This window comes from Paraflavitalea pollutisoli (assembly GCF_029360705.1).
GTDB lineage: Bacteria > Bacteroidota > Bacteroidia > Chitinophagales > Chitinophagaceae > Paraflavitalea > Paraflavitalea pollutisoli.
This window is the reverse complement of sequence record NZ_JARKMX010000008.1, coordinates 2,013,394-2,037,982: the sequence shown is the minus strand read 5'-3', so window position 1 is coordinate 2,037,982 and position 24,589 is coordinate 2,013,394. Positions and strand designations below refer to the sequence as shown.

At 48.8% G+C, this 24,589-nt stretch carries 14 protein-coding genes and 1 pseudogene; 10 read left to right on the top strand and 5 right to left on the bottom strand.

Annotated features, from left to right (window positions below; translation table 11 throughout):
* The 3 genes and pseudogenes from P2W70_RS21955 to P2W70_RS21945 all read left to right on the top strand — a co-directional run.
* A pseudogene (locus P2W70_RS21955) lies at positions 1-501 on the top strand (hypothetical protein); the annotation flags it as partial.
* A gap of 101 nt (positions 502-602) precedes the next feature.
* Positions 603-4,202 carry a hypothetical protein gene (locus P2W70_RS21950; RefSeq protein WP_276483678.1) on the top strand — a complete coding sequence of 1,200 codons (3,600 nt, stop codon included), beginning with the start codon at positions 603-605 and terminating at the stop codon, positions 4,200-4,202.
* A gap of 17 nt (positions 4,203-4,219) precedes the next feature.
* Complete coding sequence (locus P2W70_RS21945; RefSeq protein WP_276483677.1) at positions 4,220-8,701, top strand: DUF6443 domain-containing protein; 4,482 nt, start codon at positions 4,220-4,222, stop codon at positions 8,699-8,701.
* A gap of 809 nt (positions 8,702-9,510) precedes the next feature.
* On the opposite strand, the gene P2W70_RS21940 is transcribed toward P2W70_RS21945, so the two are convergent.
* The 3 genes from P2W70_RS21940 to P2W70_RS21930 all read right to left on the bottom strand — a co-directional run bounded on the left by P2W70_RS21940 (position 9,511) and on the right by P2W70_RS21930 (position 13,253).
* Entirely contained in the window at positions 9,511-11,103 is a 1,593-nt protein-coding gene (locus P2W70_RS21940; protein ID WP_276483676.1) for an ABC-F family ATP-binding cassette domain-containing protein, read from the bottom strand.
* Between the two features lie 598 nt (positions 11,104-11,701).
* Positions 11,702-12,307: a hypothetical protein gene (locus P2W70_RS21935; RefSeq protein WP_276483675.1), complete on the bottom strand. Its 606-nt coding sequence runs from the start codon at positions 12,305-12,307 to the stop codon at positions 11,702-11,704.
* Positions 12,294-13,253, bottom strand: coding sequence for a hypothetical protein (locus tag P2W70_RS21930; protein ID WP_276483674.1), 960 nt, complete (start codon positions 13,251-13,253; stop codon positions 12,294-12,296). The genes P2W70_RS21935 and P2W70_RS21930 overlap by 14 nt, the downstream gene beginning before the upstream one ends.
* Before the next feature lie 291 nt (positions 13,254-13,544).
* Here P2W70_RS21930 and P2W70_RS21925 point away from each other — a divergent pair, with 291 nt between their 5' ends.
* The 6 genes from P2W70_RS21925 to P2W70_RS21900 all read left to right on the top strand — a co-directional run bounded on the left by P2W70_RS21925 (position 13,545) and on the right by P2W70_RS21900 (position 17,961).
* Positions 13,545-13,820, top strand: coding sequence for a hypothetical protein (locus P2W70_RS21925; RefSeq protein ID WP_276483673.1), 276 nt, complete (start codon positions 13,545-13,547; stop codon positions 13,818-13,820).
* A 130-nt stretch (positions 13,821-13,950) separates the two neighbouring features.
* Positions 13,951-15,000, top strand: a complete 1,050-nt coding sequence (locus tag P2W70_RS21920) for an exonuclease/endonuclease/phosphatase family protein (protein ID WP_276483672.1) — start codon at positions 13,951-13,953, stop codon at positions 14,998-15,000.
* A gap of 330 nt (positions 15,001-15,330) precedes the next feature.
* Positions 15,331-15,627, top strand: coding sequence for a hypothetical protein (locus tag P2W70_RS21915; protein ID WP_276483671.1), 297 nt, complete (start codon positions 15,331-15,333; stop codon positions 15,625-15,627).
* Positions 15,628-15,802: 175 nt separating this feature from the next.
* Positions 15,803-16,336, top strand: coding sequence for a hypothetical protein (locus P2W70_RS21910; protein ID WP_276483670.1), 534 nt, complete (start codon positions 15,803-15,805; stop codon positions 16,334-16,336).
* Between the two features lie 131 nt (positions 16,337-16,467).
* The gene (locus P2W70_RS21905) at positions 16,468-16,974 is read left to right on the top strand and encodes a hypothetical protein (protein ID WP_276483669.1); all 507 of its coding nucleotides are present in this window, start codon (positions 16,468-16,470) and stop codon (positions 16,972-16,974) included.
* Positions 16,975-17,124: 150 nt separating this feature from the next.
* The gene (locus P2W70_RS21900; RefSeq protein WP_276483668.1) at positions 17,125-17,961 is read left to right on the top strand and encodes an alpha/beta fold hydrolase; all 837 of its coding nucleotides are present in this window, start codon (positions 17,125-17,127) and stop codon (positions 17,959-17,961) included.
* Here P2W70_RS21900 and P2W70_RS21895 read toward each other — a convergent pair whose 3' ends face one another.
* Positions 17,962-18,993 carry a PorP/SprF family type IX secretion system membrane protein gene (locus P2W70_RS21895; protein ID WP_276483667.1) on the bottom strand — a complete coding sequence of 344 codons (1,032 nt, stop codon included), beginning with the start codon at positions 18,991-18,993 and terminating at the stop codon, positions 17,962-17,964.
* 5 nt (positions 18,994-18,998) lie between these two features.
* A complete protein-coding gene (locus P2W70_RS21890; protein ID WP_276483666.1) occupies positions 18,999-23,870 on the bottom strand; it encodes a T9SS type B sorting domain-containing protein in 4,872 nt (1,623 codons plus the stop codon).
* Between the two features lie 152 nt (positions 23,871-24,022).
* Between P2W70_RS21890 and P2W70_RS21885 the strand changes: the two genes are divergently transcribed.
* Positions 24,023-24,586 (top strand): Crp/Fnr family transcriptional regulator, encoded by a 564-nt coding sequence (locus P2W70_RS21885; protein ID WP_276483665.1) that lies wholly within the window; start codon positions 24,023-24,025, stop codon positions 24,584-24,586.
* The last annotated feature ends 3 nt before the right edge of the window (positions 24,587-24,589 follow it).

Sequence of the window (24,589 nt, the reverse complement as noted above, 5' to 3'; positions counted from 1 at the left end):
AACAACCAAAAGACCAAGACATTTTGGAAGCGCCTCGAGTATGGCTCCAACTTGCAGACGCAGAAGTCGCAGGCCTTCTTTCCTACTACGTCTGATATAGGACTTTCTGTTGGCTATAAGATCACAGACAACAGCATCGTGGGGGTAGGTGGCAGCTACAAGGTGGGGTGGGGTAAGGATATCCGCAATATCTCGATCTCCAGCCAGGGCGCCGCAATACGTTCCTTCCTCGATGTGCGCCTGAAAGGCAGCTTCTTTGCCTCCGGTGGCTATGAATACAATTACCAACCACTATCTTCTACTACAAGACTTACTACCCAGGAACTGCAGGCAGCTGAAGAATGGCAGCAAAGCGGTTTGCTGGGTGTCAGTAAGATCGTCTCCTTAAAAAGTAAATTCTTCAAAAAGACAAAACTCCAGCTATTGTGGGACTTCCTGAGTTACCAACAGGTACCCAAGGCCCAGCCCTTAAAGTTTAGGGTGGGGTATAGTTTCAAATGATGTCAAAAAGGTGATCGCAGGATCCACAATACCGCTTCTCCCAATAGGGAAGTTGTAATGCCAGACTATTTTTCTCAGTAAAACGTAATGCAAAATATAGTATGAAAAAGACCTCTATTCTATTCTTAACATGCATGCTGGGAGGGGCCATAGGTATAATGGCTCAAAGCGGAAATCCGACTCCCAACCCTTCTTTGCTCAATGTCGTTCCCCCTTCCCCCAATGCCGCGTCTTTGGGTAAGTTTGGGGATGTGCCCGTGGGGTATTTTACAGGTGTTCCACAAATCAATGTGCCGATCTATTCGTACAAAAATGCAGACAATTCGCTCTCGATGTCCATTAGCCTGGACTATCACGCCGGTGGTATTAAAGTCGATGAACTAGCCTCAAACACCGGAATTGGCTGGGCCCTAAACGCGGGCGGAGTGATTACGCGAACACGCAGGGGGATTGCCGACGAGGATATGAACGGCGGTTTCCGGAATACACCGGTTTTGCCAAATGAATATGAAGGGAACCGCTATGCCGTGAGTAAGTACATGGAGATCAATGCAGGCGTATGGGATTCTCAGTCGGATATTTTCAACTTTAATGTTGGTGGGAAGAGCGGCAAGTTCATGTTTGGGAAAAATAATGACTTTCTAATGCTTACCCCAAATAAGATCAGGGTGATTCCAGAGATTCAGCCTGATGGTGCCTGGACGCATATCAAGAAATTTACGCTGATTGATGAGACAGGTACACAATACGTATTTGACGCCATAGAAAGGACTAGCGTGGGGAATGCTTATTTTGATAATTACGTTTCTTCCTGGTACCTTACTAAGATCACTGCACCATTTTCTCCTGATAATATCAGCTTCGAATACGAAGACGAAATGTATGGTTATGCATCAGGTAGAAATGCTTCTATGACGCGGATGCTTGATGTCAACATTGCCGATCCACCCATCTCTGGAGGCTTTCAGGCTTCTGTCATTATGGGAAAAAGGATTAAACGGATTTCTTTGCCGGATAATACGAAGGTTGATTTTGGGTATGATACGAATCCCCGAACTGACCTGGATTCCTATAATAATCCGGGTAATTTGTATCGACTCAAGCAAATAGCCATCAGCAATGGTACTGCTACCAGAGGATACAATCTATATCATGACTATTCAGTCAATAGACTTACGCTGAAAAGTGTTATTCCTTATAGCGCCGCTGGCGAAGACAAAGGGTACAGTTTTGAGTATTATTCCGCGTTGCCCAACAGGCTTACGGGAGAGCAGGATCATTGGGGCTTTTACAATACGAACCCGAGTAATGATTTATTCCCACACGAATACATTAATATCAATGGAACTGGGCAGAGGGAGTTTGCGGGCGGCAACCGGGAAACGGACGTGGAACGCGTGAAGTATGGATCTCTTACAAAGATGTATTATCCTACCGGAGGGTATACTCAGTTTGAGATGGAATCACATGTGGCGTACGACACCAGGTTGAAAAGGGATATTATAACAAATATTAGAACGCAGTATTCTAGCACGATGAGTGTTTACTGTTCTAATACTCAGAATGGTAGTGAAGCCTGGCATTATGGAGGAGATGCGAATGTCTATACCAATTTTAAGGTTAAATTTTATACAAGCTTTAATCCTACAAGTGCAACCTTGACGATGCAGCTTAAAAACAGCTTGAATCAGGTCGTTAATACACAGGTTATACCCTTCTCAAGCGAGCTCGAGGCGTCTCAACAAATTAGTATTTATAATTTGGCACAAGGGAATTATACCTGGAATGCAAGTGTTCAGGGAGTGGATTATTTTAGTGACTATGTAACCATTGAGTGGACTGAAAGTCGTGTTAACAATCCCGATACGACTATTCTGCATATCAACAATCCGAATGTTGGCGGTCTGCGCATTAAAAGCATCAAGGATTTTGACGGCATTGCTGCAACACCAGTCAGTGCAAGAGAGTATGACTATTTATTGGAAGATGGAATCACCTCCTCTGGTGCATTAGGCACATATCCTGAGTATACTTACGGCGTTTTCTATGACGATAGAATCGTTTGTGGCCCAATTGTGGACGACCCCAATGGTTACCGTACTTATTTTAATAATGGTGGTATTCCCAACGCAATTGTAAGGTCTTTTTCCCCGGTGCAAACGCTTGCAATGACCAATGGAAGCCCTGTTAACTATACTCGGGTAGTCGAAAAGTTTGTCAACAATGGTAACTCCAACGGTCGTATTGATCGATATTTCACATCCTATGGAACGAATGGGGTGCCAGCCCAGCATAATTATCCTTTTGCGCCACCAGACTATACTGATTGGAGTTATGGGAAACTCACTAAAGAGTTAGTATATGACAAGAACAACAATCTACTGAAGAAAACAGAGAACGATTATCTTGAAACCCAGGACGTTTATTACAATACACCCGGACGTTTAGCGAATTTTACGTCAATTTCTATTGCACCAGTTGAATTTAGATGGGAAAATTACATGTGTGATAATGTTCCGGGAAATGAAATAGGCCCGTTCACCTGGAGTCAAGTAGTTGGTCCCACCTATTTTTTAACAACCCCATTTACGCCAGTTTCAGGTAGGAAAGATTTGACGAAGACAACTGTTACTGAATATAATGGAGCCGCTACGCTGGTGAATGAAGTTGCCTACGCAAGGGACCAAAACTACAACGTAGCAAAAACGACGACGAAGAACAGTAGGAATGAACTGATAGAGGAAGTAGTTCGATACCCCTACAGTTTTACAGGCAATGCAATCGCCACAAGTATGTTGTCTGCCGATAATAACATGTACGCAGTTCCTATAGCTGTCGAGAAATGGAAAACGATAGGTGGAACGAAATATTTGACCGGAGGAATCGTCAATCAATACCAACAATCCGGAACAGCCATCCGGAAATCTATCATTGAATCGTTGGAAACGACTTCGCCGGTACCAGAAAGTAGCGTTCCAGCTATCGGCTCATCCCTTAACCGTGCACCGGCATTAATCAAGCCGAAGATTGAGTTTCAGCAATACACTAGTAAAGGTTTTATAGCCCAGCAGGCCAAGGTTGGAGATGCTCCGCAATCTATCATATGGGATTATAATCAACAGTATCCCATTGCCCAGGTTATCGGCAGTCAGGCAGATCAAATTGGGTATACCTCCTTTGAATCTGACGGGACGGGCAACTTGTACCTGGATCAGCCCAATAGGATTGTGTCAGGCGATGGTGTAACAGGAAACAAATGTTTTGAAATCAATGGCGTATTGGCCCGGTTCGGTCTTGATCCCGCAAAAACCTATGTGGTTACCTTGTGGACCAAGAACGGAATACCTGATTACAATGGCTATAACGGGAGCTCCTTAGTTGTGCCATCGGCCAATAGCTGGACTAGTGGGCAAACAATCAATGGTTGGACATACAGAGAGAAGACGCTGACGGGTGTTACAACTATAAATATTGGAGGTGGAGGTGGCGTGGTCGATGAGGTTCGAATCTACCCTGTTGGAGCCCAGATGACCACTTATACCTACAATCCATTGTACGGTGTTATCAACACTTGCGATGCCAATAATCGGATTACTTATTATGAATACGATGGCTTTGGTCGACTCAAGAATGTTCTCGACGAGAACAAGAACATCCTTAAGCATTACGACTATCAATTCCAGAAAAACACCAATCAATAACCCTTACACCACAATCCATGAATATAACAACATCGATTTCAAATACGATGAGGCTACTGCTGGCGGTTGCGGGTCTAGGCGCTTCGGCAAAGTCGCTAGCGCAAACGCCGGTATCACCCCAAGTTCCTTACAGCTCAACCATCAAGGTTAATTATGTGCGCACCTGGGAGGCTACTGCGCCTGAGACCAATCCTGCGCTATTACCTGGTCGCACATTGCGTGATGTAAAGCAGACGACGGCCTATTTCGATGGGCTGGGTCGTCCTCTGCAGACCGTGGTTAAGCAAGGATCGCTTACTACGGGCAGCAGCCCTGTAGATCTTGTCTCGGCCAACAAATACGATGACTTTGGCCGTGAGCAACAAAAGTACTTGCCATTTATTGCCAATACCACGGGAGGCAATACTTCAACAAGTGACGGCCTTTTTAAAATAAATCCATTTCAGCAGCAAGTTGCTTTTTACAACACACAGTTGGCGGGTCAGATTGGCGAAACCAATGTCGGGGCCGGCAGCCTAAACTGGGCTTACGGACAAACAACGTTTGAGGCGTCACCGCTCAATAGGGTGGTGGAGGCATTTGCCCCAGGCTCCAGTTGGGTTGGTACAGCTAGTGAGGTCAGTGAAGCCAATCGCCGGTCTGTTAAAACAAAGCATGTTTTTAATACTGCCGCTGACGACGTCAAAATATGGACGATAACCGATGTCGCCAATAACTGGGGTAGCTATGCCGTGTCTGGTGTATATGCTGCTGGTACATTGTACAAGACCATCAGGGTAGATGAGCACAATAAACAGATCGTGGAGTTTAAGGACGTGGAGGGTCAGGTTATATTGAAGAAAGTGCAGTTTACGGCTGCCGCTGATAATGGGGCAGGTTCCGGTTATTCTGGTTGGCTTTCGACATATTACCTGTATGATAACCTAAACAATCTTAGGCTTGCCATCCAGCCGAAGGGGGTTGAGTTATTGAGTGCAAATAGCTGGAATTTGAACTGGAACAGCAGCATTGTGCTAAAGGAACAATGTTTTAGGTACGAATATGATGCGCGCAAGCGATTGGTCATGAAAAAAGTGCCAGCGGCAGGCGATTTTTATATGGTGTATGATAAATGGGATAGACTTGTGCTGACCCAAGATGGCAATTTGCGGGTTCAGAACAAATGGCTGTTTACCAAATACGATCAGTTGAATCGACCGGTAATAACGGGTAATTACACCAACCCTTCCGTTATTGGCCAGAGCGCCATGCAAGCCTATGTGACAAGTCTGGATATGGGTCGTTATGAGACCTATAATCCGTCAATCCTGGATCGATATTCGTTGACCAATTCATTTCCGGCTACGACCTTAGGTAATCTCCTGGTTGTAACATTTTATGACGACTATAACTGGACCGGTTGGCATGGACCAAATTGGGGAGCCAAGGACGGTAGTTTCGATTCTTATTTGATACCGGCCAGTACGACCACTTTCCCTTACGCAGATGCGGTCATTCAAACTGCCAATCCCCGTGGCCTAAAGACTGGTGAGTGGCACACGAATGTATCTAATGGCCCGATAAGAACTTATATATATGATGATAAGGGCCGGGTCATTCAAACAAAAACTTTCAATGTAACGAGTGCAGTAGATGTAGTGACTACACAATACAGCTTCTCCGGCCAGCCGTTGGTGGTCATTAGTCAAATAAATAAGGCAGCTCCCAATCCGCAAACACATACTTCCATCACAAAAATGGACTATGATGATTTGGGACGTTTACTGTTGACAGAAAAAACAATTGTTAGCTCTGTAAACGGCTTGGCGGTGAATAAGCCTGAAAAGGTGATAGTAGAAAATAAATATGATGCGCTGGGGCAATTAAAAGACAAGATACTATCTCCTGGTTTTTCAGGTGTGGGCGCAAATGGAGCTGGCTTGGAGACCCTTACCAATGATTACAACATAAGGGGTTGGATGCTGGGTACAAATCGTAAGTATTTATTAGACAAGGGAACTAGCGGATATGCAAACAATTACTTTGGCTTTGACCTGGGGTATGATAAGACAGTCATGTCTTCTGGAGCTCCTGATGGTATTTTCCAATACAACGGGAATATCACCGGTGTTGTTTGGAAAAGCGCCGGAGATGAGGTTCGGAGAAAATTCAATTATTTGTACGATGCGGCCAATAGATTCGGGCGGGCAGACTTCTATCAGAACTCTACTGCTGGTTCCGGCGGAAGCTGGGTTGTAAACGAAGCAAACTTTTCCGTTCACGGATTTGATGCTGATAATGAATTCATGTTGAAGTATGACGCGAATGGCAATATGTTAAGCATGATACAACATGGTGTCAAACCAGGTACAGCAGATTTTTATGTCGATGCGTTGAGATACAAGTACAAGGAGGAAAACAATAGCAATCAGTTGCAACAAGTGTGGGATGACTTTAATGATCCAGCGACCAAGTTGGGAGACTTTAATTACAACGGTGCCAAGACATCGACGTCTGTCGACTACACGTACGATGGAAATGGCAACCTTGTGTCGGATGCAAATAAAGGAATTACGAGTATCACCTACAATCACCTCAATCTTCCCAGGGTGATCCAGATGGCTGGCAAGGGATCGATTGAGTATTTCTACGACAACCTTGGTGTAAAACTAATGAAGAAGGTCGTTGATTTATCCGTCGTTCCTTCTATAACGACAACCACCTTGTACATGTCAGGTGCGGTATTTCAGAACGACACCTTACAGTTTATCGGTCATGAGGAGGGGAGGACGCGGTATGTGAAAAGGTATTTTACCAGCGGCGACAGTGCCTGGCAATTTCAGCATGATTACTTTTTAAAAGACCATCTCGGCAATGTACGTATGGTATTGACGGAACAATCCGATACTGCAAATTACCTGGCGACCATGGAATCGCTGTACCGAACCACAGAGAATAAGCTTTTCTATAATATTCCCAAAACGAGTTATGCGAAGAACCTGGTGCCTGGAGGCTATCCTGCTGATGGCACTACCAATCCAAACGATTCACTGGCGCGTACAAATGGCAGCGGAAATAAGGTCGGACCAGCTTTGGTGTTGAAGGTTATGAGCGGAGATAAAGTGCAAATTGGAATAAAATCGTTCTATAAGAGCGGAGGCTCGGCCAATAGCGGTGGAAATCCTGTTGCGGATATCCTGAGTTCCCTGGCTTCCGGTATTGTGGGTGCTTCTGGAAGCGCTAAAGGAACTTTTGAAGCGTTGAGCAATGGCGTGACCAGTCCGCTGCTGGGAGCAATGAACGCCTTCCGCGATGACAAAAATTCCAATCAGACGACAAAGCCCAAGGCTTACCTGAATTGGATTTTGCTGGATGAGCAGTTGAAGTACGTAGCCGCGGGTAGTGGCGCAAAACCTGTTGGAAATGCGGACATCCTAAATGCCTTGACCAACGACGGTCCGGTATCTATCCCTAAGAACGGATATTTGTATATTTACGTCAGCAACGAAACGCAGAACTGGGATGTGTTCTTTGATAACTTATCGGTGCAACATATTACAGGGCCAATTATGGAAGAAACCCATTACTACCCTTTTGGCTTGACGATGGCGGGGATCAGTACCAAGGCTGTTGGAAAATTGGATAACAAGTACGAGTACAATGGCAAGGAGAAGCAAGAGAAGGAGTTTAGTGATGGTTCCGGTCTTGAATTGTATGATTATGGGGCGAGAATGTATGATGCGCAGATTGGCCGTTTCCAAACACAAGATAGATTTGCTGAAAAGTATATGCCTTTGTCGCCCTATCAGTATGCAGCGAATAATCCCGTCTTGAATATTGATGTCAACGGCGATAGTTTAGGAGTGTTGATAGGGGATATTACATATCAATACTATAATAATGCTTATCATCATGGGAATGGTGACGTAGCCGATCTAAGTAAGGATAAATTTGCAAGCTCTATTTTAGAAGCACTAAATTCAATTTATTCTGGAGATTTTGGAAAAGGCTACCTGGACAACGTAATTGGTATGGATGAAACTATCACAATTCAAGATGCAGCAAATTATAAAGGAGAGGGTTCAATCAAGGGGGCGGCTTCTGATAAGAACAATGTATACGTAAATATGGATCATTTTGGAGAGAATGGATTAAGTATAATGAAAAACTATCCAACTGATGGAAATGATATTCGATTAGGATTGACAACATCACTTGGACATGAAATTGCGCATTCATATAGTTATACAAAAAAATTTGGCTTTCAGGAGAAATTTTGGTATATATCTCAGGATGGTAGGAAGATTTCTCAAGACGAATGGTATGCTACTGTAGTTGAAAATTACATTCGAATAGATCAGAACTTGCCTTTAAGAACTCACTATGGTTATAGGGGGGGCGGCAGTTCAAATCTCAATTACGTTGATGAGAATTCGAGAGTAATTAAACCTGCAAAAGATTATCATGCAATGCAAAAGTTGTTCAATATAAATTCGTATCAAATTGTGACACCAGAATAACAATATGAAAAAGATATATTTCCTTTTAATAATGTCAGTAGTCAGTGTTACATGTTTTCAATGTAATTCTAAAATAAAAAGTTTTCGTTCATACAGTATAATTCGAAACAACTTCTTTAGCGATAATTACAGTTTGCCTCAAAAGGACACAAACAAAGTAAATGAGCATCTATATTCTGCTATTTTTGACAAAGTTAGATTTGAAAATGGAGCCAGATGTTTGTTAGTAAAAATTTATTCATCAAGCATAATATGGCAAGAGTACGGTCTTTATGATTATAAAAATGAAAAATTTTATTATACATCTAGTAGTAACAAAAGTTTGTATCAATTCGAAGAAGTGAATAATGGTGATAGTGTTAAGCTTTATAACGTGATAAAAACATTTATAGAAAATTATGATTTGCTTCAAAAGAAAATTCAACAAAATTCAAACTTGTATGATGGTAACAATTTCGAGGTAAGTCTAATACAAATAGACTCTAACATGAAACTTGTATCAGTAGAATCCTATTATTGGTAGGATATAGAACAAGAAAATGTGATTGGACCTTATGCAGCATTGGAATTTCCGATTTGTGATAGTGTCTAGGAGCCGGAGGTAAGGAACTTATATAACAAAGGTTGTATTGTGCCTTGACATTGGGCTGTCTCGCAACTTTTAATTTAGGTAAGTAATTGATCTGAATTACAACTGCCAGACAATTAAATGTTGATCTGTTAATTCAAACCGACCTAAATTATATTTCACGATTATCTTCAATACCCCCCAAAGCCCGGCAATCACCGGGCTTTGGGGGGTATTATTATCACATATTAATCTCGGAACTCACTCTCATTCTTTCGAGGAACCGCGCATCGTGCGACACCACCACCAGCGTGCCTTTGTAGGCCGCGAAGATCTGCTCCAGCATGGTGATGTTGACGAGGTCCAGGTTGTTGGTCGGTTCATCAAGGAAGATGACGTCCGGGGCTTTGGATTGCAGTACCATACAGCACAGCGCCAGGCGTAGCATCTCACCTCCGCTCAGCGACGCGCAGGACTGATGCCATTGCGCCGGGTAGAAGAGGAAATTGGCCAGCAGGGTATGTACCCAGGCGGGTTCCAGTGTCCGTTCGTTGTAGTCCATCGCTTGCTCCAGCACGGTCTTGCTGCGGTCGATCAGTTGATAGTCTTGGTCCAGCAAGAGCGAGCGTACCGGCGTCAGGCGAATGGAACCTACAGTAGGTGGCAAAGCTCCTCGCATAATGCCAAACAAGGTCGACTTACCACTGCCATTAGACCCCGTGATCGCGATCCGGTCTCCAGCGCGCAGTAACACAGTACGGGGTTCGACCCACAGTAGCTCCCCGCCAGGATACCCAAAATTGATCCCTTCGGCTTCTACCAGCACTTTGCCCACCGGCAGGGTAGGAGCATCGAAATGGCCCTTCATGATCCGCTCGATCTCCACCAACGCCGCAGCATCTTCCAACTGTGATCGCAGACCCGCTATCTTATCGCCATGCGTAGCCTTCAACTTACCCGTACTCACCTCGGCGGCCATCCTTCGACCTCCCAGCAGAATCCTGGGAATACCGCCTTCCTTACCCAGTCGTTCGGCCCGTGCATCCGACCGTTGCTTGCGTTCGAGCGCCAACTGCTGCTTTTGCTTGGCCTCCTTCAAGGCCCGCTCGTGGTGTGCGAGGTCGTGCGCCGCGGCGGAAGTCTCGGCCGCTTTCATCGACGCATAAAAGGCATAATTGCCACCATACACCCGGATACCTTCGGCACCCAGCTCCCAGATAGGATCGCACGCGTCCAGCAACTGCCGGTCATGACTCGTCAGCAGCACCGCAGCATTGGTACGGCTCAGCCATTTATAGAGCAACGCCCGGCCGTCCCTGTCAAGGTGATTGGTCGGTTCATCGAGTAGCACGATAGCCGGGGTAAACAAGTCGATCCCGCTCAGGAACAACCGCGTTTTCATACCCCCACTTAGTGCACTCATCGGTGCTTGCAGGTCGAGCCCTGCCAGCCCCCAGTTGGCCAAAGCAGCGGCCACCCGTGACCGGATATCCCAGTCATGCTCCAGCAGGTCATACAAATGCTGACTGGTATCACCGGCTTCCACAGCATCCACGGCTGTCAATAGATGATCGATGCCCAGCGCAGCCGCCACCGTATGATCCTGGTAGTGGCCATAATGCTGCGGCACATAATACAAACTGTCTTTTATCTGCAATTCACCGGCTGTTGCTGATAGCTGCCCGGCTATGATGCGCAGCAAGGTCGACTTGCCCGCGCCGTTATGGCCTACGATAGCAGCCTTTTCGCCAGCCTGCAGACTAAAATTGATGTGTTGAAACACCGGCTCCTGTTGCGGAAATTGAAAACAAATATCTCTTGCGTTGATAAGCATATAATAATTCAGAAGAATGAAGAATAAGCTTCCTGTTCGCGGAAGCAATACAATGCCCGTGATAGATGCAAGAGTTAACTTTCATAGTAAAATGATTCGTGAAAAAATGCTGCAGATAAAACTGCTGTCTGATAGTTGGGAAAAAAAATAAGGGCCAGTTTGGCCGCTCAATACCTCAGCAGGTGGCTGATATGTAGGAATGAATTAGAATTTCATGACAGCGCAAAGGTAAGCATTTTTCAACAACTCGCAAATGGGCGTCGGGAACACACTACCACGCTTACTAAGCCATGCTGTTTATGCTCACTTCCGACCACTTTCGCGGCCGCACACCAAATGGGCAAATGTCATGACATTTATTTAACGGTAACTCCAAAATTTGGAAAGGGCCTTGCGTTAGCCGTATTTTTATACCTGCTGATAAGAACAACGGCACGGCGCGGTAAGGTAAAACGAATGGCCGAAGGGGGCCGCTCCCTACTCGCTTCCATGCCGCTCCCTACTCGCTCCCATGGAAGTGTAATGAAAATAGCACAACTTTTCTAAATCAATCACTTACACCAAAAGCGATAGGGCCCGGCGTGCCCGTCAACGGTATTCACCGGAAATTAGACCCGATCGTAAACCATACCTGGTCTTCGATCTTCACCAGGTCGCCACGCCGGATGCGCTCCCGGAAGTGCCGGGAAATGATCTGCTTGGGCGGAAAGAGCAGTATATAATACTTATTCTCCGAGAAGAGATTGGGATTGGCAATAGACTTGAACGAGAGAAAAGTCACCGTTTCCCGTTGCTGGTTCACATAAAACGAGCGCTTCGAGATCCAGATGCAGTTGATTTGCTGAAGCTTGGTCGCCAGCGTTCGCAGTTGTGTTGTATCGAAGCCAAACCGATCTACGGCTTCTTCCAATTGTGGTTGGTTCTTTTCACCATTGTAAATAAAGCGTACAGAATCACTCAGGATCTCCAATACAAAGTATTTCAGCGACCGGTCGGAAAAGCCGGCCGAAAAAGGCATGTGCTGGTATAGCTTGTCAAACAATTGCCGCACTTCCGTGATCGTCTGCTTGTGCTCCACGTAATACTTCTCCGACTTCCGTTTCTTCGCGGCCGTGCAGGAAGCCAACAGCACGATCAGCAGGATCAAACCAGCAAAGGCCCTCCGGCCACCCAGTACCATTCCATAAAGCTTAGAATCTCGCATCTTCCCGGGTTTCTGTGATGGTGGTAACACCAAAAATCAGCCGCCGCAACCGCTTCGGCGTGATCAGTTGCTCTGTCTTCATACCATAATCCCAATAGCGAAAGCGGATCAGTCCTTCGTCGGTACGCAGCATTTCATACGCCACAATAAAATGCGTAGGCGCCCGTAATTTGAAGATGCTGAACTTATGCTCATACAGGTATTTGCTGTTTACATACAGGATCACCACCCCCTCCCGCAACTGGCCATTGATATAGTCATTGAAGTTCTTCACCCAGGGGCTGATAAAGTCCGACCCTGCTGCCGTCATCTCATCACCGGTAAATTCCCGCAGCATGCGGTTAAACTTACCGTAATTGGTCGCTGCCCACAACCGGTTTTCGGAACCCGGGTGGTAAGTGGGGGCCAGCCAGTTGAGATAGCCTTTAAACGTATCTGCCAGGCTCAGGAACCACAATTGGTCGGCATGCAGGATATCCAGTTCGCCCTTGTTCTCGAGTGTGCCAGCGGCCTCCATCACCCGGTGGGACGGCTTCATGCGTTTACGCCGCAATTTAGTCTTGCCTGTCCGGTACAAGGTCACAATTTGTCGCAGATAAATGTCGGGATGGTATTTCACCAGCAAATGCGTCATGGCAGCATACCCACAAAAATTGGTCGACGTGCCCTGGTTGATCCGGTCCGGACGTTCAATATTGTGCCGGATATTGGCGAAGAAAAGGGCCGGGTTGATCTTGGGCCATAGGGGAGAAGGACTGACGGTATCCGTCCGCCGCAGCAGCTCCAGCGCCCGCAGGCGTGCTTTGAGTGCCAGCCGATCGAATTGCGCATCAGCAATTACCGGTGGCGCATCCTGTCCCCGCGCCAGCCAGGGCGACAGACCACACAATAAAAGGCAAAAAGCAAGATACCGGGTTAGCTGCATAGGCACCGCAAAATAACACATACGGACAATTTGATCACCAGGAGAAGAATTAGAGAATGCTTAAATGTGGAAGAATAGGCAACAAAGGTAGGAATACAAATTAGCCGACTTACTACAAACGAAAGCCCGTGGAGACAACAGCAGGCCCCAAAAACAAAAAAGCCAGCGTAGACACGCCAGCTGTACACTAATCAAATTCGTTAACCATTAACCTTATCCTTTTAAACTACAACAACGAAAACCGCGCCTGGTACTAAAGGAAATGCCTTGTCTAAGGGATAATAGTCAAAATTGACCGCCTGTGGGTGCGCTATGCCATCTTCCGGCTATATTTCTGTCCCCAAACACAATACCCGGTTGTTCTGGCGACTGTTCAAACAACAATTGGGCTGGCCACAAATAGTAGTAGTCCTGACGATCTTTGTCGCCTGCTTAACCACCGTGCAATATGCCGGCAAAGGCATCCTGTTCAGCCTTATTTTTGCTGTCTATATCGTGCTGACCATTGCCACTTATCGATCCATCCGCCATATTGAAAGGGTACAGAAGAATTCCTACCCCAATCTGTTTAAGGTTACTCCAATTTGACCAAATAAACTCGTAACATCGTAGTGAATTAGATACGAAAACCTTGACAACCGTTAGCGGATTGTTTACATTTATAGCGCAACTCGTGTCGAAGAATGGTCCAGGGTTTTCCCGTAATTAAACTACTACTATGAACTATTCTTTTCTTAACCCGGTTAAGGAAACGCTGCTGTCTATCGACGACAAACTCGACCGCAATACCGTTCTGGATAATATTATTACCCTTCGCGCTACACTCAACGATAAAAACAAAGGCATACCGGAAAAACGCATTGCCGGTAACCTCCTCCTCGGCACCTGGAGTATCCGGGCTATGGGCGCAGGTATGTTTGAGGGGCGAATGACAGAAGCCCTCTACTACATCGCCGAAATTGTTGCCCGCTACGACCTCATCATCCTGCAAGACCTCAAAGACAACCATACGGAGCTGAGCAACCTGTGCCGCATCCTGGGCGACGACTGGGGATTGTTCACGGGCCTCATCATCGATCCGGCCTCCGGCAACCGCGAATGGCTGGCCTTCCTGTACGACAAAAGAACGGTCACCTTCCGTAACATTGCCATACAACTCGTGATGCCACAGCCCGAGCATCGGTCAGGCATCACCGCATCTCCTTATTTCCTTCGCTTCCAATCCGCCTGTTTTTTATTCGATGTATGCTCGATGAAACTGTTTACCGGCCTGGCCGCGAAAAATACCGAACTCTATCAGCGCAGAACCGAAGAACTGGCCGGGATGACCAATCTGCTGAAGACAGAGTTTGTAGAAAAAAATGAATGCAATAACCTGTTTATTTTTGGCGATTTCAACGTACCCAACCGGCACAGCGATCGCTACAAGGCCATTACCGGCGAAACCTACCGCATGCCCGAATCGCTGTTAAAAGACAATCTGCCCGGACACATCGGACAGGATAGATCTTGTGCACAGGTGATACACTACAACCGCTTCAATGATGTCACCTTCCGCAAAGCAGGTACATTCAATTATTTTGATGTCGTATTCGACAACTATAAGACCTACGCCAAAAGAGCCAGGAAGCATTCCGCCAAAGTAACCAGCCAAAAAACCTTCGATGAATTCAAGACTTACCAGATGAGCGATCACCTGCCCATCTGGATAGAAATGAACACCGATCATGCCGAAAACTACCTGCAATTACTAAAGACAAAAGATTGATGTATTAAAGGCATATTAAAGTCTATACACTGACAGGTCCATCTGTCAGCTGCATTCAGTTATGCCTCTGTGCCTCTGCCTTTGTGCCTCTGTGCCTCAGTTGCCTTTGTGCCTCAGTTGCCTCTGTGCCTCTATGCCTCTATGCCTCTGTGCCTCCTTGCCTTTCTTCCCCTTCACAATAACTTAATCCCCACAGGTTACGCACAATGATATCTTTGCAACCTGTTAAAGTATCGCCATGACCACCAGGTTGGTACGATTTTTTACAATAGCAGCACACCAGGACTAACTGCGCAATCATGTAAAAACAAAAAAGTAACACCTATGACAATGCCTGGTGATTTGACCATTGGATTTAGAACGCAGGATCATGAACTCGATGACTTGATCCGTCTGGAGTTTGAGCAGGAAAAAATGCAGCACATCAACCAGTTTACGACCGAATCGCTGATTACCATTATCCTTAGCGCCACCCGCGAATCCGTCGATAGGTTGCTGGGATTTTTTCGTCGCCACCGCGAAAGTTTTACCATCGCTTATGTATTGATGCCCAATGGAGCCACCCTTTCGCTGTTCGACCACCACGATAAAGATCTCCTGACCCTCGCGGCAGCACACGCCCGGTAAACAAATATTGCTTAACTTTAATAGCATACAGCCAGCGCCCCAAAACGTAAATTTTGGGGCGCTAACTACACACTCGACACTGCAGCCTAACCTGTTCTTATTGAGCGTCACAGGGTTCCATTCTTCAGCAAAATGGCGTACCCTTTGCTTTTTTTAACAGTTCAACCGCGCTGCTATGGAAAATAGATACTACATCACCAGGAGAGCCGATCTCATGGACCACGCCGATGCTACAGAGATCACACTCCAGGAATGGACCAGCTTCGTGAGTAAGGATCCCGATATGCAGCTGGAAAATGTGACCACAGTCACCCTCGACGATGGCACACAATACACCTATCCAAGTCCCGGTCGCGCCATCTGGTTTTACCGCGAGCCCGGACAGTCGCAGCCGAATCCCATCGTATTTGATTACAACTCCGGCAATATCGTCATCACCAATGTCAATGCAGCGACGCTCAAAAAGATCAAGCACATCGCCTTTAAACTGAACACAAAAATATTTCTCGAAACAGACAAGGATACCGGACTCCTGCTCGCCGCTGATCCCGCCATGGCGCCCCGGTTTACCTTCAGCACCCTGGTAGCGCCCTTCAAAAAAGTAGTTATCCACATCGGACATTCCATTCAACAATCCTTTTTTTCGCTCTTCAACAACAGTCCCGAGAAAGTGATCCAAAACGGTGAGGAAAAAATAAAAGATCAATAGTTCGACAAATTGGGGTGCATTGTACCCAGCTGAAAAAACAGTTGCTGTAATCGGCTATTGAGCATCATTGCGTTGAGCGCTAAAAATAAATGGCAGTTGGTTTGTTTTACTACAACATACAACCGCACTTTATGGACGCAAAAATTCACTTAACCCGGAAAAAAGATCTCCTCGATCGCACCATCACCAAGGGTATTTCCATGCAGGAATGGAACAACTTTGTGGATAACGATCCGGAGATGAGAATGGATAACACGACGACTGTTACCCTCCCCAACGGAACATCCTATACCTATAAAAGTCCTGGTACCGCCGTATGGCTCAACCGTCCGCCCGGCGAAACCAAATACCGGTTGATCAAGTTCGATTATGTCGATGGTGCTATCGTGGTAGACAACCCCGATAAAAGAACGATCGAAAAAGCACGACACATCGCTTTCAAATTGAACACACGCCTCTTTAAAGAAACAAAAAGATGGACGGAAGAAATGTTGGTAGAGCAACCCGTGATAGAACCACGCTTTCAATTCAGTGGCCTATGGTCACCGATGAAAAAATGGTTGCCACAGCTTCGCTACTTCTTCCAGCATTTTGCGTTCGCCACACCCCGTAACAATGAAAAACTAAAAGATCATTAAGTAACTGTACCCGCACACAGATCCCTGCCAATAGGTCTCGCCCCGCAACGGGCGGGACCATTTTCTTTTTAGCCCCTCCATTTTGTCGCAACAAGCCCTGTTTCCGATGATGCCCCAATAGTACCTTTACGCGACAAATCAACGCACCCAATGAAATTAGTAGTAGCTCTATTAATCATGACATCCACCATGCTCACCACACAAGCACAAACCGCGACAGGAAAATACGCGCCCATCAATGGACTCAACATGTATTACGAGATACACGGCAAAGGATTTCCACTCGTACTCATACATGGCGGCGGTTCTACCATCGGGACCACCTGGGGCAGGATATTGCCCTTGCTGGTAAAAACACACCAGGTAATTGCCGTCGAAATGCAGGCACATGGCCATACGGCCGATATCGACCGGCCACTCAGCTTCACGCAGGATGCTGATGACATCGCCGCTTTACTCAGGCACCTCAAGATTGACAAAGCGGACATATTTGGTTTCAGCAACGGTGCCAGCACGACGCTCGAGATGGCGATCCGCCATCCGCAAATGGTGCACAAGATCATTGTAGCTTCTACCATGTACAACAAAGCAGGCGCACAGTCCTGGTTCTTTCCGATGATGGCCAAAGCCAGCTTCGAAGAAATGCCCCAGCCATTCAAAGATGCCTACCTGGTCATCCATCCCGGCGATCAAAAAGGACTGCGGGCGATGTACGATCGAGATGTTGCCCGTATGCAAAACTTTCCGGAGATCAAAGACGAAGATATCAGGTCGATCAAAGTCCCCACGCTCATCATCAGTGGTAACAACGATGTCAATACCCTCGAGCATGCTTTGGAAATGATCCGCAAGATCGAAAAGGCACAACTCGCTGTATTTCCTGGTGGACATGGCGATTACCTGGGCGAAATCACGACCCTGAAGCCGGGTATCCAGCCAGCGCTTCCCGCACTGCCGGTTGTGGAGACATTTTTAGCAGACCACTGATCACCACACATTACGCGGTGAATCGTCGATGTACTTGTTGCCGAGTATAAAGCCGATCATTAACTCATGACTGCCGCGGCTCACGGTATTCAGTTTGGAGATCGTGTAGTCGTACGAATAGCCGGCGATAATGCCCTTGGCCACATGCAGGCCTGCCATACCGGCAAAGCCTTCTTCGTGCCGGTAAGCAGCGCCTACCCATACCAGCTGTTTGTATTGAAGTTTGGCATTCACATCTACGCCAAGCGGCATCGGCGATACATACCGCACCATCACCGAGGGCAGCAGGCTGAAGGCATCACCCAGCCAGAACCGGTAACCCGCCGTTACAAACGTATGGGGCACCAGCTTGCCTTCCATCGGTACCACGTTGTTGTCGGCCCAGGATATCTTCGAGGGCACGAGTTGCTGTACCGAAGCGCCTACAAAGAAATCCTGTCCGTATAACCACAATCCGGCATTCGCTTCCGGCTTCAGCTTGTTGATGGTACCCTTGCTCGTCACGGCTGGGTCAACCGTTGCGTCACCAAAATCAAGATCCCCCTGCCGCAGGCTCAGTTGCGATACACCACCACTGATACCCATGGCCAGCGATAGCTTGGTGGATAGCGGCACATGGTACGCAAAACTACCATAGGCCGTAAAACGATTCAAGGGCCCCGTACGGTCATTGAGTACCGTCAGCCCAATACCTGCATGGGCTGGCGCCGCCTCGTAGGTGCGGAAATAAGGATCACCCAGCACCGATTCATTGGAGGGAGCATACCCCGTCGCCGTAGTACGTCCATAGTCATCTTTCTTGAGGGGCGTATGCGCCGTAAAATACGTGGTGACCGGCGCGCCCTCTAATCCGCTCCATTGATGCCGGTGGCTCAGGCGGATATCGGTGTAGTTCTCGATGCCCGCCAGGGCCGGATTGAGGATATAATTGTTCAACACATACTGTGTATAATGCGGCAGCTGCTGGGCATCCGCGGGTACGCTGCAAAAAGCCAGCATACACAACGCCAGGTAGAATGGGTAGATGCGCATAGTGGTTATTTTAGAAGGGTGACAGCACCCGACAATTTCGGTTGTCCGTTTTTCAGATCGATCACATAGTAGTAAGTACCTGCCGGCAACACATAGCCCTTGTAGGACCCATTCCAGCCTTTGCCACGTTGGTAGCTCGATGCCTGGTACACGGGTTGTCCCTGCCGGTTGAATACCTGGATATCCACCTGCGCCACGGCACCCAGGTCGGGAATTTCCCAGGTATCGTGAATGCCGTCGCCATTGGGGGAGAAAGCATTGGGCACCTTCACCGTCTCGATCACCGATATCGTCACGGCATCTGTCGCCAGGCAACCTTTGGCCGTACTGGCTTCCAGTTGGTAACGGGTGGTGCTGAACGGACTAGCCACCGGTGTCGCAGTCGTGGCATTTTGCAGGCTCGACACGGGCGTCCAGCTGATATGCGTAACATCATCGCTGACCCTGCCCTGCAGCAAGGTCGTTTTCCCACGCAGGATCGTTTTATCGGGGCCAGCATCGATCACCGGCAGGGCATGAATGGCCAGGACGATCTCGTTGGAGGTGACCGAAGCTGGCGAGGCACAGGTCGCATTGCTGGCGAGCACACATCGTACGATATCACCGTTACGCAAAGAAGCGCTGCTCCATTGGGCGCCCGTGCCCGTGGGTTGCCCATTCACCTGCCATTGGTAGAAAGGCTGGGAGCCACCCTGCCGGGCCTGTGCCGTAAATTGAATGGCGACACCGGTACAGGTATCGTTGTGACTGGCATCGATCGTCAGGGAAGGAACAACGCTGGGGTTCACCGTGACCGTCACGTCTACGCTGTCGCGACAGCCAATAGGTGTGGTGCCAATATAGCGGATCACGGCATTGCCAGCCTGCACACCACTGACCAGGCCGGTATTCGAGATCGTTGCCACGATGGTGTTCAAACTACGCCACGCTCCGCCAACACCGGCCGTTGCATTCGCGAGTTGCGTGGTGGCGCCGCTACACAAAACGGCATTGCCCGTGATGGGTAATAGAACGGGCGGTTGCCCTACCGTGACCATCACAGCCATGCTGTTGATCGTAGGCGAGGAAACACAACCCGCATCTGCCGAAGGCGTCATCACCACGTGTACTACGTCACCCTTGACCAGGGTGGTGCTGCTGTAGCTGATACCGGCAGTGCCGGTGGGTTGATTGTTTTTAAACCACTCGAATGTCGGGGTAGTACCAGCCGGACCCGCATTGGCGGTAAACGTCACCCGGTCGCCCTGGCATATGGCGTTGGCTGAAGTAGACACTGAGAGCGTAGGCGTATACAATCCACGCACCGTTACGGATTGTTCCACACTATCCTGGCAACCCGCTCCCGTAGTCGCTACATAGCGGATCAGGGCAGTACCGATACCATTTCCCAGCAGCTTACCCGTACCGTCTATCGTTGCTATGGAAGGCGATAAGCTTTTCCATACACCACCAGTGCTGGCAGTTATGAGTTGGGTACTGCTTTGTAAACAAATATCGAAAAGCCCTTTGATGGGCGCCATCACGGGCAAGGGATGGATGGTAGGCGTAGCGGGGGCGCTTTCGAAACTGGCTTTGGCGAGACAGCCGGCATCCGGTGAAGGTGTCAAGATACAGGTGACCACATCGCCCTGCTGGAGATCGCTGCGCGTGTAGGTGACGCCGGTGGCGCCTGTTGGCGCTCCATTCACTTGCCAGGTATAGGTAGGCGTGGTGCCGCTGGATTGGCTCGAGGCCGTAAACAGCAGCGGCTTTCCCGTGCAAACAGCATTGGCACCCGGTGTCACGGTGAAGGTAGGCGTGACAATCGGACGTACCGTCACAGCAACAGGTAAACTCCTGAACGATGGCGCCGAAACACAACCGGCATCCGGAGACGGGGTCAATACGACATGCACCAGGTCACCTGGCTGAAGGGTGGCATTGGTATAGGTGAGCCCGGGTTGCCCTGTTGCCACATTGTTGACAAACCATTCCAACCGGGGCTGGTTACCAGCCGGGCCCGCCACAGCCGTAAAAGTGACCGGTTCTCCAGCACAGATCGTTTGGGCCGATGCCGATGCCGACAAGGTGGGTGTATACAGACTTTGTACCCCCACACGTTGTTCTACGCTATCCATACAACCCGCCGCCGCGGTCGACACAAACCTGATGAGGGCATCTCCTAAACCAACGGCGGTTATTTTTCCCATGGCATCGATCATAGCTACCGAGGGGGCCAGGGTTTTCCACACGCCCGCGGCGCTGGTAGTCGATAATTGCGTACTGCTATTGAGGCACAACACGAAGTCGCCGGTGATCGGTGCCATGACCGGCAGCGGATGGATGGTAAAGGAGACGGGCAGGCTTTCAAAGCTCGCTTTGGCCAGACAACCTACCTCGGCAGAAGGTGTTAGTACACCAATCACCACGTCACCAGGTTGAAGATCATTGCGGGAATAAGTGGTGCCGGTAGCACCTGTCAGTACGCCGTTTACCTGCCACGCATAGGTGGGGTTGATGCCACTTTGCTGACTGGTCGCCGTAAATACCAATGGCTTGCCTGCGCATACGGCGGCTGCGGAGGATTGGACAGTAATCGTGGGCGTTACCAACGGACCTACAGTTACTGTCGTCTGCACGCTGTCTGCACAGCCGTGAGCAGATTCGGCAATAAACCGAATAACAGCCTGCCCGGCGCTGATACCGCTGACTTTACCCGTGTTGTCAACCAGGGCGACGCCAGGGTTCAGGCTTTTCCAGGTATAGGTGGCATTGGTGGTGCTGTTGGTAAGCTGGGTCGTACTTTGATCGCAGACAGCAGTAGTGCCCGTAATGGGGGCTACCACGGGTAGGGGATGCACCGTTACGGTAATGGGCGTACTGGTAATGGAGGGACTGGCCTTGCAGCCAACATCCGGTGTTAGGACGATCTGTACCACCGCATTGTCTTTGAGGGTGTCGGCAGAAAAGCTTGTACCGGTAACGCCTGCAGCAACACCATTGACCAGCCACGCATAACCCGGTGAGGTGCCGGTGTTGGTGCCGCTGGCTGTAAAGGTCATGATCTTGCCCTTGCAGGCAGCCGTAGTACCAGGCAGTACGGTGACCGTCGAGCTGATCAAAGCAGCTACGACAATGTTGGCATCTATGCTATCGATACAGCCATTGGTGGAAGTGGCATAATACCGGATGGTAGCCGTGCCGGCGCCAACGCCCTGCAGCAGCCCGGTAGGGGCATCGATGGTGGCGATGGTGGGGTGTAAGCTGGTCCAGCGATGACTGGCTTTTACAGTGGCATTGGTAAGGGTTTCATTGTCGTTGAGGCAAATATTGGTTCGGCCCTGTGTGGCCTGCATCGCCAGGGCAGGATGCTGTGCCACGGTTACCAGGTTGCTTGTTGCGGTAGTGGCGGTTAGGCAGCCTGCATCATCATCTGGCTCCATCACCACACTGATCTCATCGCCGGCATGCAAGGTTGCCGGACTATACACAGCAGCGTTTGTTGGTGGTTGATCCACGCCGTTCAGCTTCCAGGTATAGGAAGGGGTGGTGCCACCAACCGTAATCGCAGCGGTAAACGAGGTGGTAGTACCCGGACAAAGAGTGGGCGCAGTGGGAGTGATGGTGACGGTAGGCGTGTTGGCGGGAGGAATGATGATATTGTTCGAAACCAGGAGCGTGCCATCATCCAGGATGATCTCTGCCCGGTAGGTGCCTGCGACGGTAGGCGTATAAGTATTCACAATGGCCGGGGTAAACTTTTGCACGCGGTTATTGAGCAGGTCGAGTACGATAAAAGCATTGAGACCATCCCGGTATACCGCCAGGGGTTGATTGAGTTGGTCAGCAGTAGCACCTTCTCCATTGTCGATCTGCGCCACACCGGTAGTGACGGGGCCTGGATCGATCGCCCAGCCCATGATGCGGTCATTGTCAGAGTCGGCGATATACAGCAGTCCGCCGGCGTCTACAGAGATGCCTGTGGGAAAGTGTAGTTGATTGAGGCCAATGCCCCAACCCGGAGGCGCAGGATTGCCGGCTACCAGTATCCCTCCAGCCGCAGTATTGGTGGGATCCCAGCTGGTGACCCGATGATTGCGGTATTCCGATACCAGCAGCCGGTTATTAAACATCGTAATCGATACGGGTTGATCGAGTTGAAACAAGCTGGCACCATTCGCTCCATTACCTGCTACCATTTCACCTGCAGCAACAGAACCATCGTTAACCGGATACCGCATCACCCGGTGATTATCCCGGTCTGCTACATAGAGCCTGTTCGTACCATCGACGTATACACTCAGGGGGGAGTTAAGTTGCGTAAGACCTTGACCATAGCCCCCAATGCCAGCCACTACCACGCCATCGGTGAGCGAGGTAGAACCCGGGGGAAACTTCAATACGCGGTGGTTGCCCATATCAGCCACATAGAGGTATCCGGTAGCATCGACGAAGATGCCGGCCGGGTCATTGAGCCGGTCCAGGCTATTGCCTTGTCCATTGCCGCCTGCAACGACTACACCATTGATGAAAGATGTAGACCCTGGCGGAAACTTCAATACCCGATGATTGTTGAGATCACTGACGTAGATATTGCCCGTGGCATCGATCGCCATGGCCAGGGCGCTGTCAAATTTGTTGAGGTCGCTGCCTTCCCCATTGCCACCGGCCACCGTGGTGCCTTGCCAGGTAGCTTGAACAGTACTAATCGGTGCATTGTCTTTAAACCATTCAATGGTTCTGATAGAGCGGGGGGTATTGGTGACCGTCAAGGTGCTGCCGGGACAGGGGGAGCTGGTGGTTAAAGAAATGGTTTGGGCCCAGCCGTCATTTGCAGCAAACAACAGCACAAGCAACCACATGGGCACAAAGGATAACCGGCGGAAGGAGCGTTCCATCGCAGTTATGGCGGTTTTGGTGTAAACTGAAATCCCTGACTGTACCCCTAATTTAACTGGTTTTTCGCGAGATACCTGCGGTGTTCGGATATTTAAGTAGTGCTACTGGAATTGGCCCGTTATTGCTAATTTTAGCAAAGAACCAGGACCCCATGGAACAGTTGCTCGAACACCTTCAGCATTTTTACCACCTCAGCGAAGAAGCCCGTGAAGCCCTGCCCGGTTATTTTACCCGGGTGGAGTTGCCCAAAAATGAATACCTGATCACCCGGGGCCGGGTGTGCAATCAACTGTATTTTCTGGAAAAAGGATGTCTGCGGGGATATTACAACCTGGAAGACAAAGAGATAACGTATTGGTTTGGTTTCGAGAACGACTTCGTAACCTCCTTTCACAGCTTCATTACGCGTCAGCCCGCCGTCGAAAACATCCAGACCGTTGAAGGCTGTGTGTTGTGGGCCATTACCAAAGATCAACTCAACGCCCTCTTCAATGAGCACCACGAAGTGGAGCGCCTGGTCAGGATAGCCTACGAAAAATACTATATCCGCCTCGAAGAGCGCTTCGTCAATGCGCAGTTCCGTACCGCCGCCGAGCGCTACCAGCAACTGCTGGAAGATGCACCCCATATCCTCGAACGCATGCCCCTCGGTCATGTGGCGGCCTACCTCGGCATCTCCCAGGAAACCCTCAGCAGGATCAGGAGCAAGAAATAGGCA

What these genes read in the sequence shown, in the direction of transcription:
- P2W70_RS21900 (WP_276483668.1), top strand. Translation starts at nt 17,125, where the DNA reads ATGAAATTAGTAGTAGCTCTATTAATCATGACATCCACCATGCTCACC.
- P2W70_RS21895 (WP_276483667.1), bottom strand. Translation starts at nt 18,993, where the DNA reads ATGCGCATCTACCCATTCTACCTGGCGTTGTGTATGCTGGCTTTTTGC.
- P2W70_RS21945 (WP_276483677.1), top strand. Translation starts at nt 4,220, where the DNA reads ATGAATATAACAACATCGATTTCAAATACGATGAGGCTACTGCTGGCG.
- P2W70_RS21935 (WP_276483675.1), bottom strand. Translation starts at nt 12,307, where the DNA reads ATGCGAGATTCTAAGCTTTATGGAATGGTACTGGGTGGCCGGAGGGCC.
- P2W70_RS21920 (WP_276483672.1), top strand. Translation starts at nt 13,951, where the DNA reads ATGAACTATTCTTTTCTTAACCCGGTTAAGGAAACGCTGCTGTCTATC.
- P2W70_RS21950 (WP_276483678.1), top strand. Translation starts at nt 603, where the DNA reads ATGAAAAAGACCTCTATTCTATTCTTAACATGCATGCTGGGAGGGGCC.
- P2W70_RS21940 (WP_276483676.1), bottom strand. Translation starts at nt 11,103, where the DNA reads ATGCTTATCAACGCAAGAGATATTTGTTTTCAATTTCCGCAACAGGAG.
- P2W70_RS21925 (WP_276483673.1), top strand. Translation starts at nt 13,545, where the DNA reads ATGCCATCTTCCGGCTATATTTCTGTCCCCAAACACAATACCCGGTTG.
- P2W70_RS21905 (WP_276483669.1), top strand. Translation starts at nt 16,468, where the DNA reads ATGGACGCAAAAATTCACTTAACCCGGAAAAAAGATCTCCTCGATCGC.
- P2W70_RS21910 (WP_276483670.1), top strand. Translation starts at nt 15,803, where the DNA reads ATGGAAAATAGATACTACATCACCAGGAGAGCCGATCTCATGGACCAC.
- P2W70_RS21890 (WP_276483666.1), bottom strand. Translation starts at nt 23,870, where the DNA reads ATGGAACGCTCCTTCCGCCGGTTATCCTTTGTGCCCATGTGGTTGCTT.
- P2W70_RS21885 (WP_276483665.1), top strand. Translation starts at nt 24,023, where the DNA reads ATGGAACAGTTGCTCGAACACCTTCAGCATTTTTACCACCTCAGCGAA.
- P2W70_RS21915 (WP_276483671.1), top strand. Translation starts at nt 15,331, where the DNA reads ATGCCTGGTGATTTGACCATTGGATTTAGAACGCAGGATCATGAACTC.
- P2W70_RS21930 (WP_276483674.1), bottom strand. Translation starts at nt 13,253, where the DNA reads ATGTGTTATTTTGCGGTGCCTATGCAGCTAACCCGGTATCTTGCTTTT.